A 17,101-nucleotide genomic window follows, 5' to 3' on the forward strand; every position below is an offset into this window, starting at 1 on the left:
CGATCCGTGTTGTGATGAGAGCACACGACGCGACAGGAGGGCGCATGCCGCTCGAGGGAGAGTACGCACCGAGCACGTCGGCGTGGGCGCGCAGGCAGGCCGAGACGTTCGAGGCGACGAGCGGCGCGAAGGCCAACATGCTGCAGGGCAAGCCGATCATCGTGCTCACCACCGTCGGCGCCACGTCGGGCAAGCTCCGGAAGACCGCGCTCATGCGCGTCGAGCACGACGGCGAGTATGCCGTCGTCGGCTCGAAGGGCGGGTCGATCAAGCATCCGCGCTGGGTCTTCAACGTACGTGCCCATCCGCATGTCGAGCTGCAGGACGGCGCGGAGAAGCATGACTACGCGGCGCGCGAGGTGTCCGGAGCGGATCGCGACGCCTGGTGGGCGCGGGCGCTCGAGGTGTGGCCCGCCTACGCCGGATACCAGAAGAAGACCGACCGCCTCATCCCGGTGTTCGTGCTCACGCGCATCGTCGTGTAGCTCGGCGTCACAACCAGCGCATCGTGAACGCGCGGGCGAGCAGCGCACGGAACGGCGGGATGCCGAGCACCCGCACCGAGGCGTTGCGCACCCGCAGCCGCACGCCCGACGCCGGCGCACCCATCGCCATGTTGAACGCGGCCTGGCGGACGGCGCGGCCCGCCGCCGACCGACGCACGCGATCGTAGGCGTCGAACGCCTCGTACGGGGCGCCGACCGCCAGCGCCGCGGCGAGGTCGTGGTCGAGCCGCACCGCGTCGAGCCACCCGAGGTTCATGCCCTGGCCGCCGATCGGGCTGACCTCGTGGGCGGCGTCGCCGACGAGCGCGACGCGCCCGAGCGCCAACCGCTCGGCGACGTGCTGACGTGCCTCGAACGTGCTCGGCTCCCCTGCGGCATCCGCATCGAAGGCGCCGCCGACGCGCGAGCGCACGATGGTGCCGAGCTGGCTGGCCGTGGGCGTCGCGGGCGGGCGTCGCACCCAGGCCACCCAGCGGCGCATGCCGCCGGGCATGGGGAACGACTCCACGACCCCCGACGGCTCGAAATGGAGCAACGCCTGGTCCCGTTCGCCGGTGTCGTCGCGGGTGTCGCCCATCACGTAGTGCGCACGGCCGGGGCGCTGCCGCCAGGCGATGCCGAGGGCCTCGCGGATGCCGCTGCGCACGCCGTCGGCGGCGACCGCGTACCACGCCGTCACGGTCACCGGCTGGTCGCCCGCGACGCCCTCGACGTGCACGTGGGTGCCGCGGTCGTGCACGGCGCGCACGTCGACGCCCCGGCGCAGGCTCCCCGGGCGTAGCGAGTCGAGCTGACGCTCGAGCAGGTCCTCGGTCTCGAGTTGCGGCAACGAGAGCACCGCGCCGGCCCGGGCGAACGTCATGACACCGAGGGTGCGGCCCTCGCACGTCACCCGGCCGCCGTGGATCTCGACGGCCTCGGCCCGCACCTGGGCGTCGACGCCCGCGCGGGCGAGCGCCCGGAGCCCTGGTGGGTGGATGCCGATCGCCCTCGATCGGCCCGACCGGCCCGTGCGCCGCTCCAGCACGACGACGTCGAGCCGGCGCTTCGCGAGGAGGCAGGCGAGCAGGAGCCCGACGGGCCCGCCCCCGACGATCACCACGTCATGCCGTGGCTGGTGGTGCACGACGTCGGGTTCAGTCATCCGCTCCCCAGATCACCTCGAGCCGCGCGGGGAAGCCGCGGCGAGCGTGCCAGCCCGGCGGCAGGATTGCGGCGAGCTCCGGTACCGTGTGACTCCGACGGATCGACGTGAGGCCGTCGGCACGGATGTAGGAGCCCGCCAGCAGGTTGCGTTCGAACGGCAGGGTTCCGATGGCGAACGCGGCGTACCCGAACCGGGACCGCCGGAGGTCGACGTGCACGGCGATGCCGCCCTCGGCCGCCAGGCGCTCGGAGTCCGCGAGGAGCGCGCCGAACGCACGGCCGTCGAGATGGTGCAGCACGTGGTTCGACGTGACGATCTCGAACCGCTCGCCTGCCGCGGCCAGCTCCGCACTCGTCTCCCTTCGCAGCACCAGGCCCGGCTCCCGCGGCTGCCGCTGGGCCCAGTCGAGCGCCCGGGAGTCGGGGTCGATGGCCGTGACCTCGAGGCGGAGCCCGTCCCGGCGCGCCCAGCGCAGCAGCGCCCGCGGCACGTCGGCGCCGCCCGTGCCGATGTCGAGCACACGCCGCGTCTCGGTGGGCGAGAGGCTCGGGCGGATCCAGCGCCGGTACACCGCCCGCTGGTTGGACACGAACAGGTTCACGAGGCGGAACCGCGCATAGGTGCGCTCGAGGGTCGCGACATCCGCGTCGGGATCGTCCATGAGCTCGGTGACTTCGTCGTCGCGCTGCAGCAGGAACCCGCGATCGAGGAAGCCGGGCCGCGACATCACGTCAGGCGCGCACCGTCATGAGCGCGGACTCCACCGTGAGCCCCGGGCCGAACGCCATCGCCACGACGCGGTCGCCGTCGGCGGCGGCATCCGACTCGATGATGTTGCGGAGCACGAAGAGCACGGTCGCGCTCGACATGTTGCCGTAGTCGCGGAGGGTCTCGCGGGCGGGCACCAGCTGCGCCTCGGTGAGCCGCAGCCGGGATTCCACCTTGTCGAGGATGCTGCGCCCGCCGGGGTGGATCGCCCAGTGCTCGATCGCCCCGCTCGCGGCATCCGTGGCGAGCGCCTCGGCGAGCGCGGGATCGTGGTCGACGAGCGGCTCGATCGCCCCCGTGATGTGCTCGTCGATGATCGCCGGGATCGCGTTCGAGAGCACCATCTCGAATCCGTGATCGCCGATCTTCCACGCCATGTCGCCCTCCCCCGTGGGCGTGATGCGGGTCGCGAAGCGATCGAGGTCGAAGGCCCGTTCGCCCGGCTCCGGCGAGCGCGCCGTCACGATGCACGCCGCGGCGCCGTCCGCGAAGAGCGACGAGGCGACGATGGTGTCGGGGTCGTTCGACGAGCGCAGGTGCAGCGTGCAGAGCTCGACGCTGATGACGAGCACGACGGCCGCGGCATCCGCCTCGCACAATTGCCGTGCGAGGCGGAGCGCAGGGATCGACGCGTAACACCCCATGAAACCGAGGTGGTACCGTTCGACGCCGGCGTCGAGTCCGAGCTCGCGGGCGACCATGAAGTCGGGGCCGGGCGCATAGAACCCAGTGCACGAGACGGTCACGACATGCGTGATGTCGGATGCCTCGACGCCCGGGCAGGCCTCGATGGCGGCCCGCCCTGCATCGACGTACAGTCTCGTCGCGTGCTCCGCATAGATCTCGTTGCGCGCCTTCGTGCCCGGCAGCAGGAGTTCACGGCGGTCGATGTCGAAGAACACGGGCTCCTCGGGATGCGCGTCGCGGCTGAGCTCCTCGAGCACGGTGTAGCGCGTCTCGATGCCCGAGACGTTGAACGAGGTCGCCACGATCCGTTGCGCGAGCCGGTTGAGCCCCGGCTGCTCGGCGAACACGTCGCGCACCTCCTCCTGTACGAGCACGGTCGACGGCACCGCCGTCGAGATCGCCCGGAGTGCGACCGTCACCCGAGGAGCTTCGCCTTCGCCGCCGCGAACTCGGCGTCGCTCAGGATCCCCTGATCCTTGAGCGCGCTGAGCTTCTGCAACTCGGCAACGAGGTCGACGCCGCCCGCCGGAGCCGCCGCAGGGGCCGCCGCGGCGGCCGCCGCCTGCTGCTGCGCCACGGCCTGCTGGGCGGCGGCATCCATCTGCGCCTGCTGCTGCTGCGCCTCGTACTGCTGCGCCTCGTACTGCTGGTCGGCCTTCGCCTGCTGGTGACCGCGCACGCCGCCCGCAACGGCGGTGGCGGTGCCGGCGACGACGGCCGTGCGGGCCGCCATCCCGATCAGTCCCGGTCGTCCCATTCTCCTGAGTGGCATCTTCTATTCCTCCTCGGCCTCGGCCAGCACGGCGTTCACGACGGGCGCCGGGATGCGCTCGGTCTGCAGCACGATGCCGCCCGACGCAGCGAACCTCGACGCGAGGTCCTTGGCCCACAGGAGCTCGATCGCGAGCAACGCCCCTGACGTGCCCGGCGCGATGCCCTCCGCGAGCTCCTGCGCATCCTCTTCGGCGACGAGGCCGATGGCCGCGAGTTCGACGTCGCCGAACCCGTACTCGTCGCTGACCTCCTCGAAGTCGGTGATCAGCACCGAGCCGTCCTCCTCGCGTGAGATCACGAGGAAGTCGATCAGGCGGATCGTGCCGCCCTCGACCAGATCGCGGATCGCCTCGAGCGTCCCCTCATCGGGGTGATCCCCCTCGAAGCCGACGAGGTAGAGCTCGACCGGGCCGTATTCGAAATCCGCCATGATTCCCCCTTCACCGTGTTTGCAGACTAGACCCGCGCCAGAACGGGCGCCAGAGCCACGCGTGAATCCCCGGCGAACACCCCGGATCGGCCGCCTGCACACGGTCGGAGGCGCGGTGGGAGCCGTCCATCAGCGCGCCTGCGGGTCGCCCGATAGGCGTCGGAGCACGCGCGCCCCCTCGTCGGGCTCAAGCAGGAGCGCCCGCACGAGCAGCGTCAGCGGGATGCACAGGATCGCCCCGATCGGCCCGATCACGAGCGTCCAGAACACCACCGAGAAGAACGTGAGCGTGAGGCTCAGCCCCACGGCGACGCTCACGAACTTCGGCTGCACGAGCACCTGGAGCACGACGTTGATGAGGCTGTAGGCGAGCACCACGACGAGGGCGAGCGGCCAGCCGCCCACCACCAGCGCGAGCAAGGCCGGCGGGATCAGCCCGATCACGAAGCCGATGTTCGGGATGAAGTTCGTGACGAAGGCGAGGATGGCCCAGGTGACCGGCACCGGTATGCCGAGCGCCCACAGCAGCAGGCCGTCGAGCACGGCGACGATCGCGCCGAAGCTGGCGCTCACCACGTAGTAGCGGCGCACACCTGAGAAGTACCGCGAGCCGATGGCGTCACCGCCGGTGCCGAACACGGTCGAGCCGCGGGAGAAGCGCGAGGCATCCGCCGCCATGAAGATGACGTACGCGAGCACGAAGAAGAACGCCGCGGCGGCGCCGAGCACCGCGTCGGCGACGCCGGCCGCGAACGACAGCAGCTGCTCGGGGTCGATCGCCGAAGCCGCCGAGGTCGCGACATCGCTCGAGAAGCCGAGCGACTCCAGCCAGGCGAGCAACCCCGCCGCGGTCGCCTGCAGCTCGTCCGCGTAGTCGGGCAGCATTCCGACGAACTGGGCGGATGCCACGACGAGCAGCACCCCGAGCACCGCGAGGATCGCGTACGCCACGGCGACGACCATGGTCGTGGCCAGCCAGCCCGGCCACCCTCGGCGCACGAGTGGCCGGCGCACCGGATGCGCGATGATCACGACGACCGCCGCGACGGCCACGGGCGCCAGGATGTCCCGCGCGAACCAGACCCCAACGAAGACGACGACCGCGGCCGCGACGGTGATCAGCACCCGCGTGCCGCGTGCGAGCCCGGCCGGACGTGCCGGGTCGGCGGTGCGCGTCACGTCGACCGCTCGCGGCGACTCCTCGGTCATGTTCAGAAGCTCCCGAGGCCCTTGCCGATGACCACGACGCCGATGACGAGCAGGACCAGCGCCATGACCGTCGCGTTGTTGTGCACGAGCCATCCGCGCAGCGACTCGAGCGGGCCCGCCATCCGCTTCGACGCGACGAGGTAGGCGATCACCGGCACGCCCACCGTGCACGCGGCGATGAGCACGAAGACGAGGATCGCGAGCGCCGCCTCGCCCACGGTGAGGCCGCCCGTGCCGATGATCACGCCCGCGCCCGCCGCCATCAGCAGGTTCTTCGGGTTCACCGCCGAGAGCAGGAAGCCGAGCACGAATCCGCGGCCCGCGGTCATCTCGTCGATGGCGGCCATCCACTTCGGCAGCGCGGGCTCCTCGCCGGGCTTCGGGCGGCTGCGCCACTCCCGCACTGCGAGGAAGAGCAGGGCGACGCCGAGGAGGATCTTGATGACGCCCGAGATCGGCTTGGAGGCATCCGGATCCTGCTCGGGGATGACCGAGGCGAGCAACGTGAACAGCGTGACGGCGACGACGATGCCGAGCACCCAGCCGATCAGGAACCCGACGCTCGTGCCCTTCGCCTTCGGCGACAGGAGCATGAGGATCGCGGCGATGATCGGGATCGGGCTGATCGCGACGCCGAGTGCGAGGGGGAGGATGTCCCCGATGACGGATCCCATGTCTGGTTCCCCTTCCCTGCGGCGGCCGCCGCGTCAGGCGCGACGTCAGCGAGCGGCGGCCTCGCCGGAAGTGGTCGGCGCGGATTCTGCCGGGATGATGCGGAACTCCGGCGCCCGTGACACGAGCAACCATGCCGGGAGCACGATCAGGCACAACACGGGCAGCAGCGTGATGTCGTCGGGGATCGCGACAGCGAGGAACAGCGCGAGCCACCCGTCGCGGGCGACGACGAGGACGACGCCGAGCACACCGCAGGCCACGGCCAGCCCGAGCGGGATGCCGGGGATGAGCACGTGGCCGAGCATCCCGAGCGCCACGCCGATGAACGTGGCCGGGAAGATCCGGCCGCCGCGGAAGAGGGCACTCGCGGCGACCACGAGCGCCAGGATCTTGATCCCGGCGATCACGGCGAGCTGGGTGCCGTCGTACTGCCCGGGATCCTGCAGCAGTTCGCCGATCTGCTCGAGGCCCTTGAACAACGTGATCGGGCCGCCGATGAGGCCGAGGATGCCGAGCACGAACCCGCCGGCGAGCGGGATGAGGATGGGGTGCCGCAGCGCATGGAGTGCGCGATAGACGATCGGGAACGCGGCGAGCGCGGCGAGGCCGATGACGACCGCCCCGCACGCGACGAGCGAGCCCGTGAGCAGGTCGATCGCCTGCGGACTGCCGTACTCGGGCACATCGAACGAGAGCGGCGGGGCTCCGAGCAGGTGCATCGTGATCGCGCCCGCCCCCGCCGCGGCCACAGGCAGGAACAGGCGATCCCACAGCGATCCGCCACCCTTCGCGGCTGCGACGATTCCCGTGAAGAGCAGGGCCGCCGCGACCGGCGTGCCGAACAGTGCGCCCACCGTCGCGGATGCCGCGAGGAGGATCGAGATCTGCGCCGGGACCTGGGGCAGCAGCCGCGCGAACACGGCGACGACGAGCGCCACGTTGATCGCGATGATCGGGTTCTCGGGGCCGAGGCTCACGCCGCCCGCGAGAGCGAGGATCGTCACGACCGCGAGGCCCGGGAGCACGCGGAGGCGCAGCGGCGGCGACACGAGTTCGGTGGTCGCCGAGTCGGGCCCGCCGTGCCCTGGCAGGTACCGCAGGCAGATCCCGACCGCGAGCCCCGTGAGCGTGAGCACCAGGACGATCCACCAGCCGTTCGGGTCGACGCCGAGGGCGTCGGGCAGGGTGTCCCAGAGCACGCCCTCGAGCAGCCCGGCGACCTGTTCGAGGGACCAGAGAATCAGGGCGGCGACGATGCCGACGACGATCGCGGGGATCGAGAGCAGCAGCAGCCGACGTGGTGACGTGCCGGACTCCACCGGCGTTCGCGCAAGGCTCATGCTCGACCTCCCCGCGATGAGCGTAGCGCCCGGCACCAGTGGACGGCCCGACTCGCCACGCGATAAGTTCGCCTCAGCGGCGCTCACTGGGGGGCGCTCTGATTTCGATCGGAAGGCTGCACATGAATTTCTGGAACAGTTTCTGGGACATCATCTGGTGGTTCCTCTGGGTCTTCGTCTTCGTCGCATACCTGATGGCGCTGTTCGCGATCATCGGCGACCTGTTCCGCGATCACAAGCTGAGCGGCTGGTGGAAGGCGGTCTGGGTCATCTTCCTGATCTTCGTTCCGTTCCTCACCGCGCTCATCTACCTGATCGCGCGCGGCCAGGGCATGGCCGAGCGTTCGCAGAAGGAGGCGAAGCAGTACCAAGCGGCCACCGACGCGTACATCCGTCAAACCGCCGGCTCTGCTGCGAGCCCCTCCGACGAGATCGCGAAGGCGAAGGCGCTGCTCGATGCCGGCACCATCAGCCAACAGGAGTACGACCAGTTGAAGGCGAAGGCGCTCACGCACTCCGCGTAGAGCGCTCAGCCCGCGACGGGATGGGGTCGGATGCCGCGGCATCCGGCCCCGTCGTCATGTCCGCGCGGCGCGGAGGCGAGCGGATGCCGCAACAACCGCTGCGCTCAGGAGTCGGTGGGGTCGAGCACCTCGAGCATGGAGCCCTGCACGAAGCCCGCCCATTCGTAGGCGGCCCGGAGGTAGTCGTCGCGGGTCTCGTCGGCCGCCTCATCGCCCTCTTCGATGATGCCCACGCGCTCGGCGAGGATCAGACGGAGGTCGGTGAGGAAGGTGAGCCAGCCCCACGCCTCGGACTGGTCGAGTTCGATCTGCACGACGCCGTCGTCGCCGTCGTCCACGGCGGTCGCGTCGCGCACGCGCTGGGCGGCCTGGCGCTTGCCGTCGACGAGGCTGTCGCGCGTATACCGGGCGAACTCGCGGCCCGCCGGGGCGTCGTCGGGGTAGGCGTTCGGCAGCAGGCGCCCGAGCGCCGGGTCGTCGGCCTCGCCGAGCAGCAGCACCGAGTCGACCTGGTCGGCGAGCTCGGACAGGAGCATCGCCTCCTCGACCTCGAGCACGATGCGCACGCCCTCGCCGCCGCTGCGGCCCGCGACGATCACGACTCGGCCCTCGACACCGTGGCCTGCAACCCGTAGCCGTGCATCGCCTGAACGTGCCGCTCCATCGCCTCGCGGTTGCCGGTCGCGACGACCGCCCTCCCCTCGTTGTGCACCCGCATCATCAAGCGCTCGGCCTCGTCGCGCGGGTACCCGAAGTAGGTGCGGAACACGTAGCTCACGTAGGTCATGAGGTTCACCGGGTCGTCCCACACGATCGTGCGCCACGGCTCCTCCGAGACGACTCGGATGGTCGTGTCGGCGTCGAGCTGCTCGAGTGTGGAGGTCACCTCTCCAGCCTGACACGAGCGTCGGCCCGACGGAACCCGGATGACGCGACACCCGCCATCGACTCGTCAGCGATCGCCGGCCGCGTCTCCGTCGGGGTCGTCATCGCCGGCCATTCGAGCCCGACGCTCCGATGCCGTGACGGTGAACTTCGGGTTGCGGGCGACCTGGCGGGTCGGGCCGACGGTGCGCTCCAGCAGCTGGCGGTAGCGCAGGTGCGAGTTCCACACGCACCAGAGCTCGCCGCCCGGGGCGAGCACTCGGGCGGCGTCCTCGAAGAGGTGGGCGGCGATGCCGGTGTGCAGCGCGGCATCCGAGTGGAACGGGGGATTCAGCACGATCAGCGGTTCGCTCGCTTCGGGGAGCCCCTCGAGTGCGTCGGCTCGCGTCACGGCGATGCGGCCGGCGACGCCATTGACCTCCGCGGTCTCGCGAGCGGATGCCGCGGCCGCCGCCGACCGGTCGGTCGCCGTGACCCGCAGCGCGGGGCGCGTGCGCGCGAGCCACGCGGCCACGACGCCCGAGCCGCACGCCAGGTCGACGGCGGTCGCGGCATCCGGGACCGCGTCGGCGAGGTGCTCGAGGAGGAATCGTGTGCCGATGTCGACGCCCGTGCCAGCGAAGACCCCGCCGTGCGCCACGACGGTGACGCCGAGGTCGTCGTGCCGCTCGCCGCGTGGCCAGCCGAGCGCCGGCGGCCGGCGCTGCTCACGCGGCTCGCTGGCGATGAGCACCCGCGACTTCTGGCGCGCGTGCGAGACGTCGACGCGTTCGAACCACGCGCCCAGCACCTCGTTCATCGCGAGGGACATGTGCTTGATCCGGCCCCCCGCGGCCACGACGACGTCGGATGCGGCGTGCTGCGTCACGAGCCCCGCGAGCTCGTCGAGGCGGTCGAGCGAGCGCGGCAGCCGCAAGAGCACGAGCCGCGCGCCGGCGAGCAGCTCGGCACCCAGTGGGAGCGAGCGCACCTCGCCCGCGAGCCCGGCGCGCTCGGCGTTCGCGGCGAGGGCGCGCTCGCCCGTCACGAGGTCCTGGTGGACCCGGATGCCGAGAGCCCCCGTTGCGGCCGATCCCAGCGTCAGCGCGCCGTACGCATCGTCGACCACGACGAGTTCGTCGGGTCCAACGCCCGCGGCGAGCGCGGCGGCCTCGTCGAGGATCAGGCGGTCCGCGGCATCCGACGCCTCGAGCCCGTCGCCCTCGACATCGGGGTGCCGGCGCAGCGCGGCGAAGTCGAACGGCATGGCCCAAGGCTACGCGGCGGCAGACGGCCGGATGCGGCTCCCCGGTCGGTTTGGTACTCTCGTGCCCGCATGCGGGACGCAGGGCGGCAGGTTCACGGAGCACGGCGCGCGGCACGACATGGGGTCGCGAGCCGCGTCAGTCCTGCCCGCGCGGAAGCCCGCGCGACTCCTGCACGAGCCGCTCGCCGAGCCGCGCCGCTCGCGGCATCCGTCGCCGTGCTCGCGCTCGGGCTGACGTTCGCGCTCGCCCCGCAGCCCGCCGCGGTCACCGCGCCGACCGCGGACGGGGCGTTCACCGGCGATACGCAGACGCTGAACGTCGCCGCGGATGTCGCGGCACCCGCCGTGTCGCACGAGTCGTACACGAGCACCACCGGCCCCGAGACGCTCATCGCGTCGGGCACGAACGAGGACTGGGCGAAGCTCGTGCTCATCGACGGCGACTTCCCGGTGACCGAGGCGAACATCACGGTCATGCTGCGGTGGATGCGCCAGGAGAACGGCGCAGACAACTGGTGGAATCGAAACAACCCGCTGAACAACGGGTACGGATCGGGCGGCGGCAGCGGCCTCGGCAGCTACGACAGCCTCGTGACGGCCGCCGAGTATTGCGCTGGTGCGCTGCGCCATTTCGACCACTATGACGGCATCGAGGCCGCGCTCGAGGCCGGTGACGACGCAGATGCCACGGCTCGCGCGATCTGGGCCTCACCGTGGGCGTCGAGCCATTACGCCGACGGAGCGCACTGGAGCACGCGGCCCGCCGAGATCGTGCAGGCACCGGCGTCGGCCTGGTAGCGGCGCGTCTGCGGGTTGAGGAGGCTCCTCAACCCGCAGAACGTCACTCCCGGTCGAGCGGGCGCCACACGACGACGGCGTTCTCGCGGCGCACACGGGTGCCCGCGCGAAGCGAGACGACCTCTCCGGCCGATCCCGCAGCGAAGACACGCCGGCCGGGGCGGTTCAGCATCTCGTCGGCGAGCATGGCCTCGAGCTCGCGCACGCGCTCCCGGAGGCTCCCCACCTCGTCCTCCAGCTCGAGCACGCGGCGGATGCCCTCGAGGCTCACGCCCTCGCTCGACAGCTGCGCGATCAGCCGCAGCTGCACGACGTCGCGCATCGAGTAGCGGCGAGACTTTCCCGCGGTGCGGCGCGGCGAGACGAGGCCGATGCGGTCGTACTGCCGGAGGGTCTGCGGATGCATGCCCGCGAGCTCCGCCGCGATCGAGATCACGAAGAGCGGGCTCGTCTCGTCCATGCTCATCGCTGGCTCCTCGCCTTCGCGAGCAACTCCTCACGCGGGTTCTCGTCGGGAAGGTGCGCCGCGAACTCCTTGAGCTTCTCCTCGGCGTCCTTCGAGAGGTGCGAGGGCACCGCCACCTGCACCTCGGCGAGGAGATCGCCCGTTCCCTTCGACGTCTCGACGCCGCGGCCCTTCACGCGCAGCACGCGCCCGCTGGGAGTGCCGGGTGCGACCCGGAGCTTCACGGGCTCGCCGCCGAGGGTGGGCACCTGGATCGTCGCGCCGAGCGTGGCCTCCGCGAAGGTGACCGGCACGGTGACTCGCAGGTTGAGGCCGTCGCGTTCGAACACCGGGTGCTTGCGCACCTTCACGGTGAGCACGATGTCGCCGGGTTCGCCGCCGTCGGGCGACGGGTGGCCCTTGCCGCGCAGCCGGATCTTCTGCCCGTCGGCGACGCCGGCGGGGATGCGCACGGTGATGGGCTTCCCGTCGGAGGTCTCCAGGGTGATCTGGTCGCCCTTGGTGGCGGTGACGAAGTCGAGCGTGGTCGACGCGACGACGTCGCGGCCCTTCGTCGGACCGCCGAAGCCGCGGTACCCGCCGCTTGGCTGGCCGAACCGGCCGCCGCCGAAGAGCCCGCCGAGCAGGTCGTCGTAGTCGCCGCCCTGCTGGAACGTGTACGACGTTCGGCCACCGGGGCCGCCGAACATGGTGCCGAAGACGTCCTCGAAGCCGCCCGCCGCGCCGGCGCCGCCGGGCGCGGTGAACCGCGCCCCTGAGCCCATGGCACGGATCGCGTCGTACTCCTTGCGCTCCTCGGGGTCGGCGAGCACCGAGTGGGCCTCGCTGATCTCCTTGAACTTCGCCTCGGAGGCGGCGTCACCCGGGTTCTGATCGGGGTGGTACTTGCGCGCGAGCTTGCGATACGCCTTCTTGATGTCGGCGTCGTTCGCATCCTTGGAGACGCCGAGCACCTGGTAGAAGTCCTTGTCGAACCAATCCTGGCTGGCCATCGGCACCTCCTCACTCGAAATACTCGTGTGCTGCGGGTCGAGGAGCACCAGGCTCCTCGACCCGCGGCGATGGGGTTACTGCGGCGTCTTCACGACGACCTTCGCCGCACGCAACAGTGTGCCGCCCAGCGTGTAGCCCGTCTCGACGACCTCGGCGACCGTGTCGGTCTCGACCTCGTCGGACGGCTGCTGGAAGATCGCCTCGTGGTGCTGCGGGTCGAACGGCTCGCCGACCTCGCCGAAGGGCGTGAGCCCGAGCTTCTCGACGGCCGCGCGGAGCTTCGCCGCGATCGTCGCGAACGGGGCGTCGCCCTCGAGGTCACCGTGCTTCTCGGCCCGGTCGAGGTCGTCGAGCACGGGGAGCAGCACGGCGACGGCGGCGCCGACGGCGCGCTCGCGCTCGACCTCGCGGTTCGCCTCAGTGCGCTTGCGGTAGTTCGCGTACTCGGCCGTGACCCGCTTGAGGTCGGCGAGGTGCTCGTCGCTCGGCTCCCGCACCTCGAGGTTCGCCGCCTTCAGGATGTCGTCGACCGTGAGTACGTCCTCGTCGTACTCCGCAGGCTCGGATGCCGCAGCATCCGTCGCTTCGACCGCTTCGGCATCCGCCTCGGGGGCGCCCTCGACATCCGCCTCGGGGGCGCCCTCGACGGGCGCCCCCTCAGCGTCGAGCTTGCGAACCTCGCCCGTCTCGGGGTCGATCCGCCGCTTGTCGCGGATGACCGGCTCTTCGTGGTCCTGGTTCTCGTCGCTCATGGGTTACCTGGCCTGCCCTGAGCTCGTCGAGGGGTCCTCGTCGTCGATGACCTCGGCGTCGACCACGTCCTCATCGGACGTCTGGTCGCCGGCCGCGCCCGACGGGTTCGCGTCCTCGCCGGGGTTGGCGGAGGCATCGGCGGTCGGCTGCGACTGCTGGGCGTAGATCGCCTCGCCGAGCTTGCCCTGCGACTGCGAGAGCTTCTCGAAGGCGGACTTCACCGCCGCGTCGTCGTCGCCCGCGAGGGCCGACTTCAGCGCGTCGACGTCGCCCTGGACCTCGGACTTGACGTCGGCCGGGAGCTTGTCGTCGTTGTCCCTGATGAGCTTCTCGATCTGGTAGACGAGCTGCTCGGCCTGGTTGCGGGTCTCGGCGGACTCCCGGCGCTTCTTGTCCTCGGCCGCGTGCTCCTCGGCGTCGCGCACCATGCGCTCGACGTCCTCCTTCGGCAGCGCGGAGCCGCCGGAGATCGTCATCGACTGCTCCTTGCCGGTGCCCTTGTCCCTGGCGGACACGTGCACGATGCCGTTCGCGTCGATGTCGAACGTGACCTCGATCTGCGGGATGCCGCGGGGCGCCGGCGCGATGCCGGTGAGCTCGAACGTACCGAGCGGCTTGTTGTCGCGCGTGAACTCGCGCTCGCCCTGGAAGACCTGGATCGCGACCGACGGCTGGTTGTCGTCGGCGGTGGTGAAGGTCTCGCTGCGCTTGGTGGGGATGGCCGTGTTGCGCTCGATGAGCTTGGTCATGATGCCGCCCTTGGTCTCGATGCCGAGACTCAGCGGGGTGACGTCGATGAGCAGCACGTCCTTGCGCTCGCCCTTGAGGACGCCCGCCTGGAGCGCCGCGCCCACGGCGACGACCTCGTCGGGGTTCACGCCCTTGTTGGGCTCCTTGCCGCCGGTCTCCTGCTTCACGAGCTCGGAGACGGCGGGCATGCGGGTCGAGCCGCCGACGAGCACGACGTGCGCGATGTCGGACACCTTGATGCCCGCGTCGCGGATCACGTCCGCGAAGGGCTGCTTGGTGCGGTCGAGCAGGTCGCTCGTCATGTTCTCGAACTGGGCGCGGGTGAGCGTCTCGTCGAGGTTCGCGGGGCCGTTCTCGGTGAGCGAGAGGTACGGGAGCTGGATGCTGGTGCTCATCGAGGAGCTCAGCTCCTTCTTGGCCTGCTCCGATGCCTCCTTGAGGCGCTGAAGGGCGATCTTGTCCTTCGAGACGTCGACGCCGGTCGAGTCCTTGAACCGCTTGATCAGCCATTCGACGACGCGCTGGTCCCAGTCGTCGCCGCCGAGGTGGTTGTCGCCCGCGGTTGCGCGGACCTGGATGGTCGAGAAGTCCTCGTCCTTGCCCACCTCGAGGAGCGAGACGTCGAACGTGCCGCCACCGAGGTCGAACACCAGGATGAGCTCGTCCTCCTTGCCCTTGTCGAGGCCGTACGCGAGCGCGGCCGCGGTGGGCTCGTTGATGATGCGCAGCACGTTGAGGCCCGCGATCTCGCCGGCCTCCTTCGTGGCCTGGCGCTGGGCGTCGTTGAAGTACGCCGGCACGGTGACGACCGCGTCGGTGACGGTGTCGCCGAGGTACTGCTCGGCGTCGCGACGCAGCTTCTGAAGGATGCGCGCCGAGATCTCCTGCGCGGTGTAGTTCTTCGCGTCGATCTCGACCTTCCAGTCGGTGCCCATGTGGCGCTTGACCGACGAGGTGGTGCGATCGACGTTGGTGACGGCCTGGCGCTTGGCTGTCTCGCCGACGAGCACCTCTCCGTCCTTCGTGAACGCGACCACCGACGGGGTGGTGCGGAAACCCTCGGCGTTCGCGATGACGGTGGGCTCGCCACCCTCGAGGACGCTCACCACGGAGTTCGTGGTGCCGAGGTCGATACCTACTGCACGTGACATTGTGTTGTTTCTCCTTCTGCCGGGAGTGTTCACGAGCGGATGCCGCGTGCCCTCCATGGCGGTCGGTCCGGCCTTCCTGGCCTGCGACCGAAGTCAGAATCGCCGGAACTTGAGTCCCGACGACTCAAGCGTCGCAGCGCGACTCGAGCGTGTCAAGTCCGCGCCCCAAGACTTGAGTGTGCTTGACTCAACTCACGGCGAACGCCCAGCATTCCCGCCGGCAGGTCGATGCCGAACGCGCGCCCTGCACGCATCGGGGACTGCCCTGATGGACACTCGACGCCGGGATCCTTAGGCTCCGGATCATGACCCGACGCCCTCCCATCTGCGGCTCCCTCCTCGCCGCGCTCGCCATCGTCCTGCTCAGCGGATGCACGTCCACCGACGGCAACGCCGCCACGGTTCCGACGCCGTCACCGACACCGACCTCGACGCAGCAGCCGGCACCGACCGCGACACCCGACGCCGCACCCGCCGCGACGTGCGACACCGTGCTCGAAGCCGAGGCATACCAGAAGCTCGCCGATGACGGCCTCGCACCGACGGCAGTCGGCGTCGGGTATCCGCTGGCCGAGCGGATGGCCGAGGCCGGAGGACTGTCGTGCGCCTGGGGGAAGCCGCAGACCGACATCGCGCTCACCGTCGTGCAGGTGCCGCTCGGTTCCGCGGACGAGGCCGCATGGCGATCGACGCTCGCGGAGCTCGGCTACGTCGAGAGCGGTCAGCCCGTGGCCGGGTCGTTCACCGGCCCGATCGATCCCGGCAGCGGCATCAGCCCGGTGGCCGTGCTCGCCGGCGGGGCGCTCACGTTCGTCAGTGCCCCGACGTTCGCAACGATGCTCGCCCCGTCGACGTAGCCGGGAGCCGAGGGTCGGCGGCGGCCGGCGCCCGGCCCTCGACCTGCGGAAGCACACCCCGACTGCCAGACTGGGAGACGACCACGCCCCCGAGGCAGGAGGACACACCATGCCCGAACCCATCGAGGTCGGACTCGTCTCGTACACGCTCTCCGCCGAAACCTATGCGGGGATCGGCGCGGACTTCGACACGGAGGCGGTCGACGACGCGATCCTCGCCCGGTTGAACGAACTCGTGCCCGCCGGCGTGGTCGTGCACCGCAACGGCAAGGCCTTCGCCGATCCCGACGTCGCCGAAATCGCCCGGAACCTCGACTGGCAGCGCCTCCTCGCGCAGATCGACGTCGACCAGATCCTGGCCGACCACGGCCGCTGAGCCCCGGATGCCGCGGCGCGCCCGAGTGCGCGCGGCGCTCGGCGCTCGGCGCTCGACGCCATCGGGCGGTCACCGCTCGCTCAGGCTCTCCTCGATCAGGCGGAGGCCCTACGACGAGCTCAAGCGGAACCCACGGCCGCAGTGAGCAACGAGGAGAGCGCGGCGGGGATGCGCGGCTCCTCGATCGCCCGCACGAGGATGGGCGCGAAACGCGCCTTGCGGCCGCTGTGCGTGCCCATGAACCGCCGAAGTTGTGCCTCGGTCGTCTTGGCCCGCTGCGCCGGCTGCTGCTGGAACGTGCGGAAGCGGCCGAGTTCGCCGTGTTCGCCCAGCAGCTCTTCCACCCGCTCGCTGCCGACGGCGCGGATGAGCTCGCCTTCGAGGTCGGGGTCGCAGGCGAAGAACCCGAACGACGCCAGGTCGAGCCCGCTGTCGGCGGCGGCAGCGATGCCCGCGTCCGTGACGGCGCGCCGCACATGGGCGACCTCGCCGAGGTCGAAGAGCCCGAGCACGCGGGTCGCGCCGGAGGACGCAGCCAAGGCCGCGAGGTGGTGACGGAGGTTGGTGACTCCACCCATCGGCACGACCGTCGCGCCGGCGGCGATGAGGTCGAACTGAAGTCGCTCGGCGAGGGCCTCGACCGCGAGGCGGTCGCTTTCGCCTTCGACGAGCACCACCGCGGATGCCTCCGCGGACACGACTTCGCCCATATGGCGACCCTACCCGCCGGGCGGACATGCCGCCGCGATGACTCCGAATCAGGCTG

The 17,101-nt window shown here is 70.9% G+C and carries 21 protein-coding genes; 5 read left to right on the forward strand and 16 right to left on the reverse strand.

Features of this window, described 5'->3' with window-relative positions; all coding sequences use genetic code 11:
* Positions 1 to 44 precede the first annotated feature (44 nt).
* Positions 45 to 485 (forward strand): nitroreductase family deazaflavin-dependent oxidoreductase, encoded by a 441-nt coding sequence (locus tag ASG80_RS07680; protein WP_056729587.1) that lies wholly within the window; start codon positions 45 to 47, stop codon positions 483 to 485.
* A 7-nt stretch (positions 486 to 492) separates the two neighbouring features.
* On the opposite strand, the gene ASG80_RS07685 is transcribed toward ASG80_RS07680, so the two are convergent.
* From ASG80_RS07685 to ASG80_RS07720, 8 genes are all read right to left on the reverse strand, one after another.
* Positions 493 to 1,650, reverse strand: coding sequence for an NAD(P)/FAD-dependent oxidoreductase (locus ASG80_RS07685; protein WP_056729588.1), 1,158 nt, complete (start codon positions 1,648 to 1,650; stop codon positions 493 to 495).
* Positions 1,643 to 2,380, reverse strand: a complete 738-nt coding sequence (locus tag ASG80_RS07690; RefSeq protein ID WP_056729628.1) for a methyltransferase domain-containing protein — start codon at positions 2,378 to 2,380, stop codon at positions 1,643 to 1,645. The genes ASG80_RS07685 and ASG80_RS07690 overlap by 8 nt, the downstream gene beginning before the upstream one ends.
* Positions 2,381 to 2,384: 4 nt before the next feature.
* A complete protein-coding gene (locus ASG80_RS07695) occupies positions 2,385 to 3,527 on the reverse strand; it encodes a type III polyketide synthase (protein ID WP_056729589.1) in 1,143 nt (380 codons plus the stop codon).
* Positions 3,524 to 3,880: an SHOCT domain-containing protein gene (locus tag ASG80_RS07700; RefSeq protein ID WP_056729590.1), complete on the reverse strand. Its 357-nt coding sequence runs from the start codon at positions 3,878 to 3,880 to the stop codon at positions 3,524 to 3,526. Before ASG80_RS07700 ends, ASG80_RS07695 begins: the two co-directional genes overlap by 4 nt.
* Positions 3,881 to 3,883: 3 nt before the next feature.
* Entirely contained in the window at positions 3,884 to 4,312 is a 429-nt protein-coding gene (locus ASG80_RS07705; RefSeq protein ID WP_056729591.1) for a DUF6325 family protein, read from the reverse strand.
* 129 nt (positions 4,313 to 4,441) lie between these two features.
* Entirely contained in the window at positions 4,442 to 5,521 is a 1,080-nt protein-coding gene (locus ASG80_RS07710) for an AI-2E family transporter (protein ID WP_056729592.1), read from the reverse strand.
* A 2-nt stretch (positions 5,522 to 5,523) separates the two neighbouring features.
* Positions 5,524 to 6,195: a GAP family protein gene (locus ASG80_RS07715; protein WP_056729593.1), complete on the reverse strand. Its 672-nt coding sequence runs from the start codon at positions 6,193 to 6,195 to the stop codon at positions 5,524 to 5,526.
* 45 nt (positions 6,196 to 6,240) lie between these two features.
* A complete protein-coding gene (locus ASG80_RS07720) occupies positions 6,241 to 7,536 on the reverse strand; it encodes an ion channel protein (RefSeq protein ID WP_056729594.1) in 1,296 nt (431 codons plus the stop codon).
* A gap of 122 nt (positions 7,537 to 7,658) precedes the next feature.
* Between ASG80_RS07720 and ASG80_RS07725 the strand changes: the two genes are divergently transcribed.
* Positions 7,659 to 8,060 (forward strand): SHOCT domain-containing protein, encoded by a 402-nt coding sequence (locus ASG80_RS07725; protein ID WP_056729595.1) that lies wholly within the window; start codon positions 7,659 to 7,661, stop codon positions 8,058 to 8,060.
* 104 nt (positions 8,061 to 8,164) lie between these two features.
* Here the strand turns inward: ASG80_RS07725 and ASG80_RS07730 are convergent, their stop codons facing one another.
* The 3 genes from ASG80_RS07730 to ASG80_RS07740 all read right to left on the reverse strand — a co-directional run bounded on the left by ASG80_RS07730 (position 8,165) and on the right by ASG80_RS07740 (position 10,191).
* Complete coding sequence (locus tag ASG80_RS07730) at positions 8,165 to 8,659, reverse strand: DUF2017 family protein (protein WP_056729596.1); 495 nt, start codon at positions 8,657 to 8,659, stop codon at positions 8,165 to 8,167.
* The gene (gene clpS, locus ASG80_RS07735; protein ID WP_056729597.1) at positions 8,656 to 8,946 is read right to left on the reverse strand and encodes an ATP-dependent Clp protease adapter ClpS; all 291 of its coding nucleotides are present in this window, start codon (positions 8,944 to 8,946) and stop codon (positions 8,656 to 8,658) included. Before clpS ends, ASG80_RS07730 begins: the two co-directional genes overlap by 4 nt.
* A gap of 66 nt (positions 8,947 to 9,012) precedes the next feature.
* Positions 9,013 to 10,191, reverse strand: a complete 1,179-nt coding sequence (locus ASG80_RS07740; protein ID WP_056729598.1) for a class I SAM-dependent methyltransferase — start codon at positions 10,189 to 10,191, stop codon at positions 9,013 to 9,015.
* 69 nt (positions 10,192 to 10,260) lie between these two features.
* On the opposite strand from ASG80_RS07740, the gene ASG80_RS07745 reads away from it, so the two are divergent.
* Complete coding sequence (locus ASG80_RS07745; RefSeq protein ID WP_235508229.1) at positions 10,261 to 10,989, forward strand: hypothetical protein; 729 nt, start codon at positions 10,261 to 10,263, stop codon at positions 10,987 to 10,989.
* A gap of 43 nt (positions 10,990 to 11,032) precedes the next feature.
* Here the strand turns inward: ASG80_RS07745 and ASG80_RS07750 are convergent, their stop codons facing one another.
* The 4 genes from ASG80_RS07750 to dnaK all read right to left on the reverse strand — a co-directional run bounded on the left by ASG80_RS07750 (position 11,033) and on the right by dnaK (position 15,102).
* On the reverse strand, positions 11,033 to 11,449 hold the full coding sequence (locus tag ASG80_RS07750) for a heat shock protein transcriptional repressor HspR (RefSeq protein ID WP_056729600.1): 417 nt from the start codon (positions 11,447 to 11,449) through the stop codon (positions 11,033 to 11,035).
* Positions 11,450 to 11,451: 2 nt separating this feature from the next.
* On the reverse strand, positions 11,452 to 12,447 hold the full coding sequence (locus ASG80_RS07755; protein WP_056729629.1) for a DnaJ C-terminal domain-containing protein: 996 nt from the start codon (positions 12,445 to 12,447) through the stop codon (positions 11,452 to 11,454).
* Between the two features lie 75 nt (positions 12,448 to 12,522).
* On the reverse strand, positions 12,523 to 13,200 hold the full coding sequence (gene grpE, locus ASG80_RS07760; protein ID WP_056729601.1) for a nucleotide exchange factor GrpE: 678 nt from the start codon (positions 13,198 to 13,200) through the stop codon (positions 12,523 to 12,525).
* A 3-nt stretch (positions 13,201 to 13,203) separates the two neighbouring features.
* A complete protein-coding gene (gene dnaK / locus ASG80_RS07765) occupies positions 13,204 to 15,102 on the reverse strand; it encodes a molecular chaperone DnaK (protein ID WP_056729602.1) in 1,899 nt (632 codons plus the stop codon).
* 305 nt (positions 15,103 to 15,407) lie between these two features.
* Between dnaK and ASG80_RS07770 the strand changes: the two genes are divergently transcribed.
* A complete protein-coding gene (locus ASG80_RS07770; protein ID WP_056729603.1) occupies positions 15,408 to 15,959 on the forward strand; it encodes a hypothetical protein in 552 nt (183 codons plus the stop codon).
* Between the two features lie 109 nt (positions 15,960 to 16,068).
* Positions 16,069 to 16,335, forward strand: a complete 267-nt coding sequence (locus tag ASG80_RS07775) for a hypothetical protein (protein ID WP_056729604.1) — start codon at positions 16,069 to 16,071, stop codon at positions 16,333 to 16,335.
* 119 nt (positions 16,336 to 16,454) lie between these two features.
* Here the strand turns inward: ASG80_RS07775 and ASG80_RS07780 are convergent, their stop codons facing one another.
* Positions 16,455 to 17,045, reverse strand: a complete 591-nt coding sequence (locus ASG80_RS07780) for a TOPRIM nucleotidyl transferase/hydrolase domain-containing protein (protein WP_056729605.1) — start codon at positions 17,043 to 17,045, stop codon at positions 16,455 to 16,457.
* Positions 17,046 to 17,101: the final 56 nt, after the last annotated feature.

Origin of the sequence: Agromyces sp. Soil535 (genome assembly GCF_001428255.1) — a bacterium.
Taxonomy (GTDB): domain Bacteria; phylum Actinomycetota; class Actinomycetes; order Actinomycetales; family Microbacteriaceae; genus Agromyces.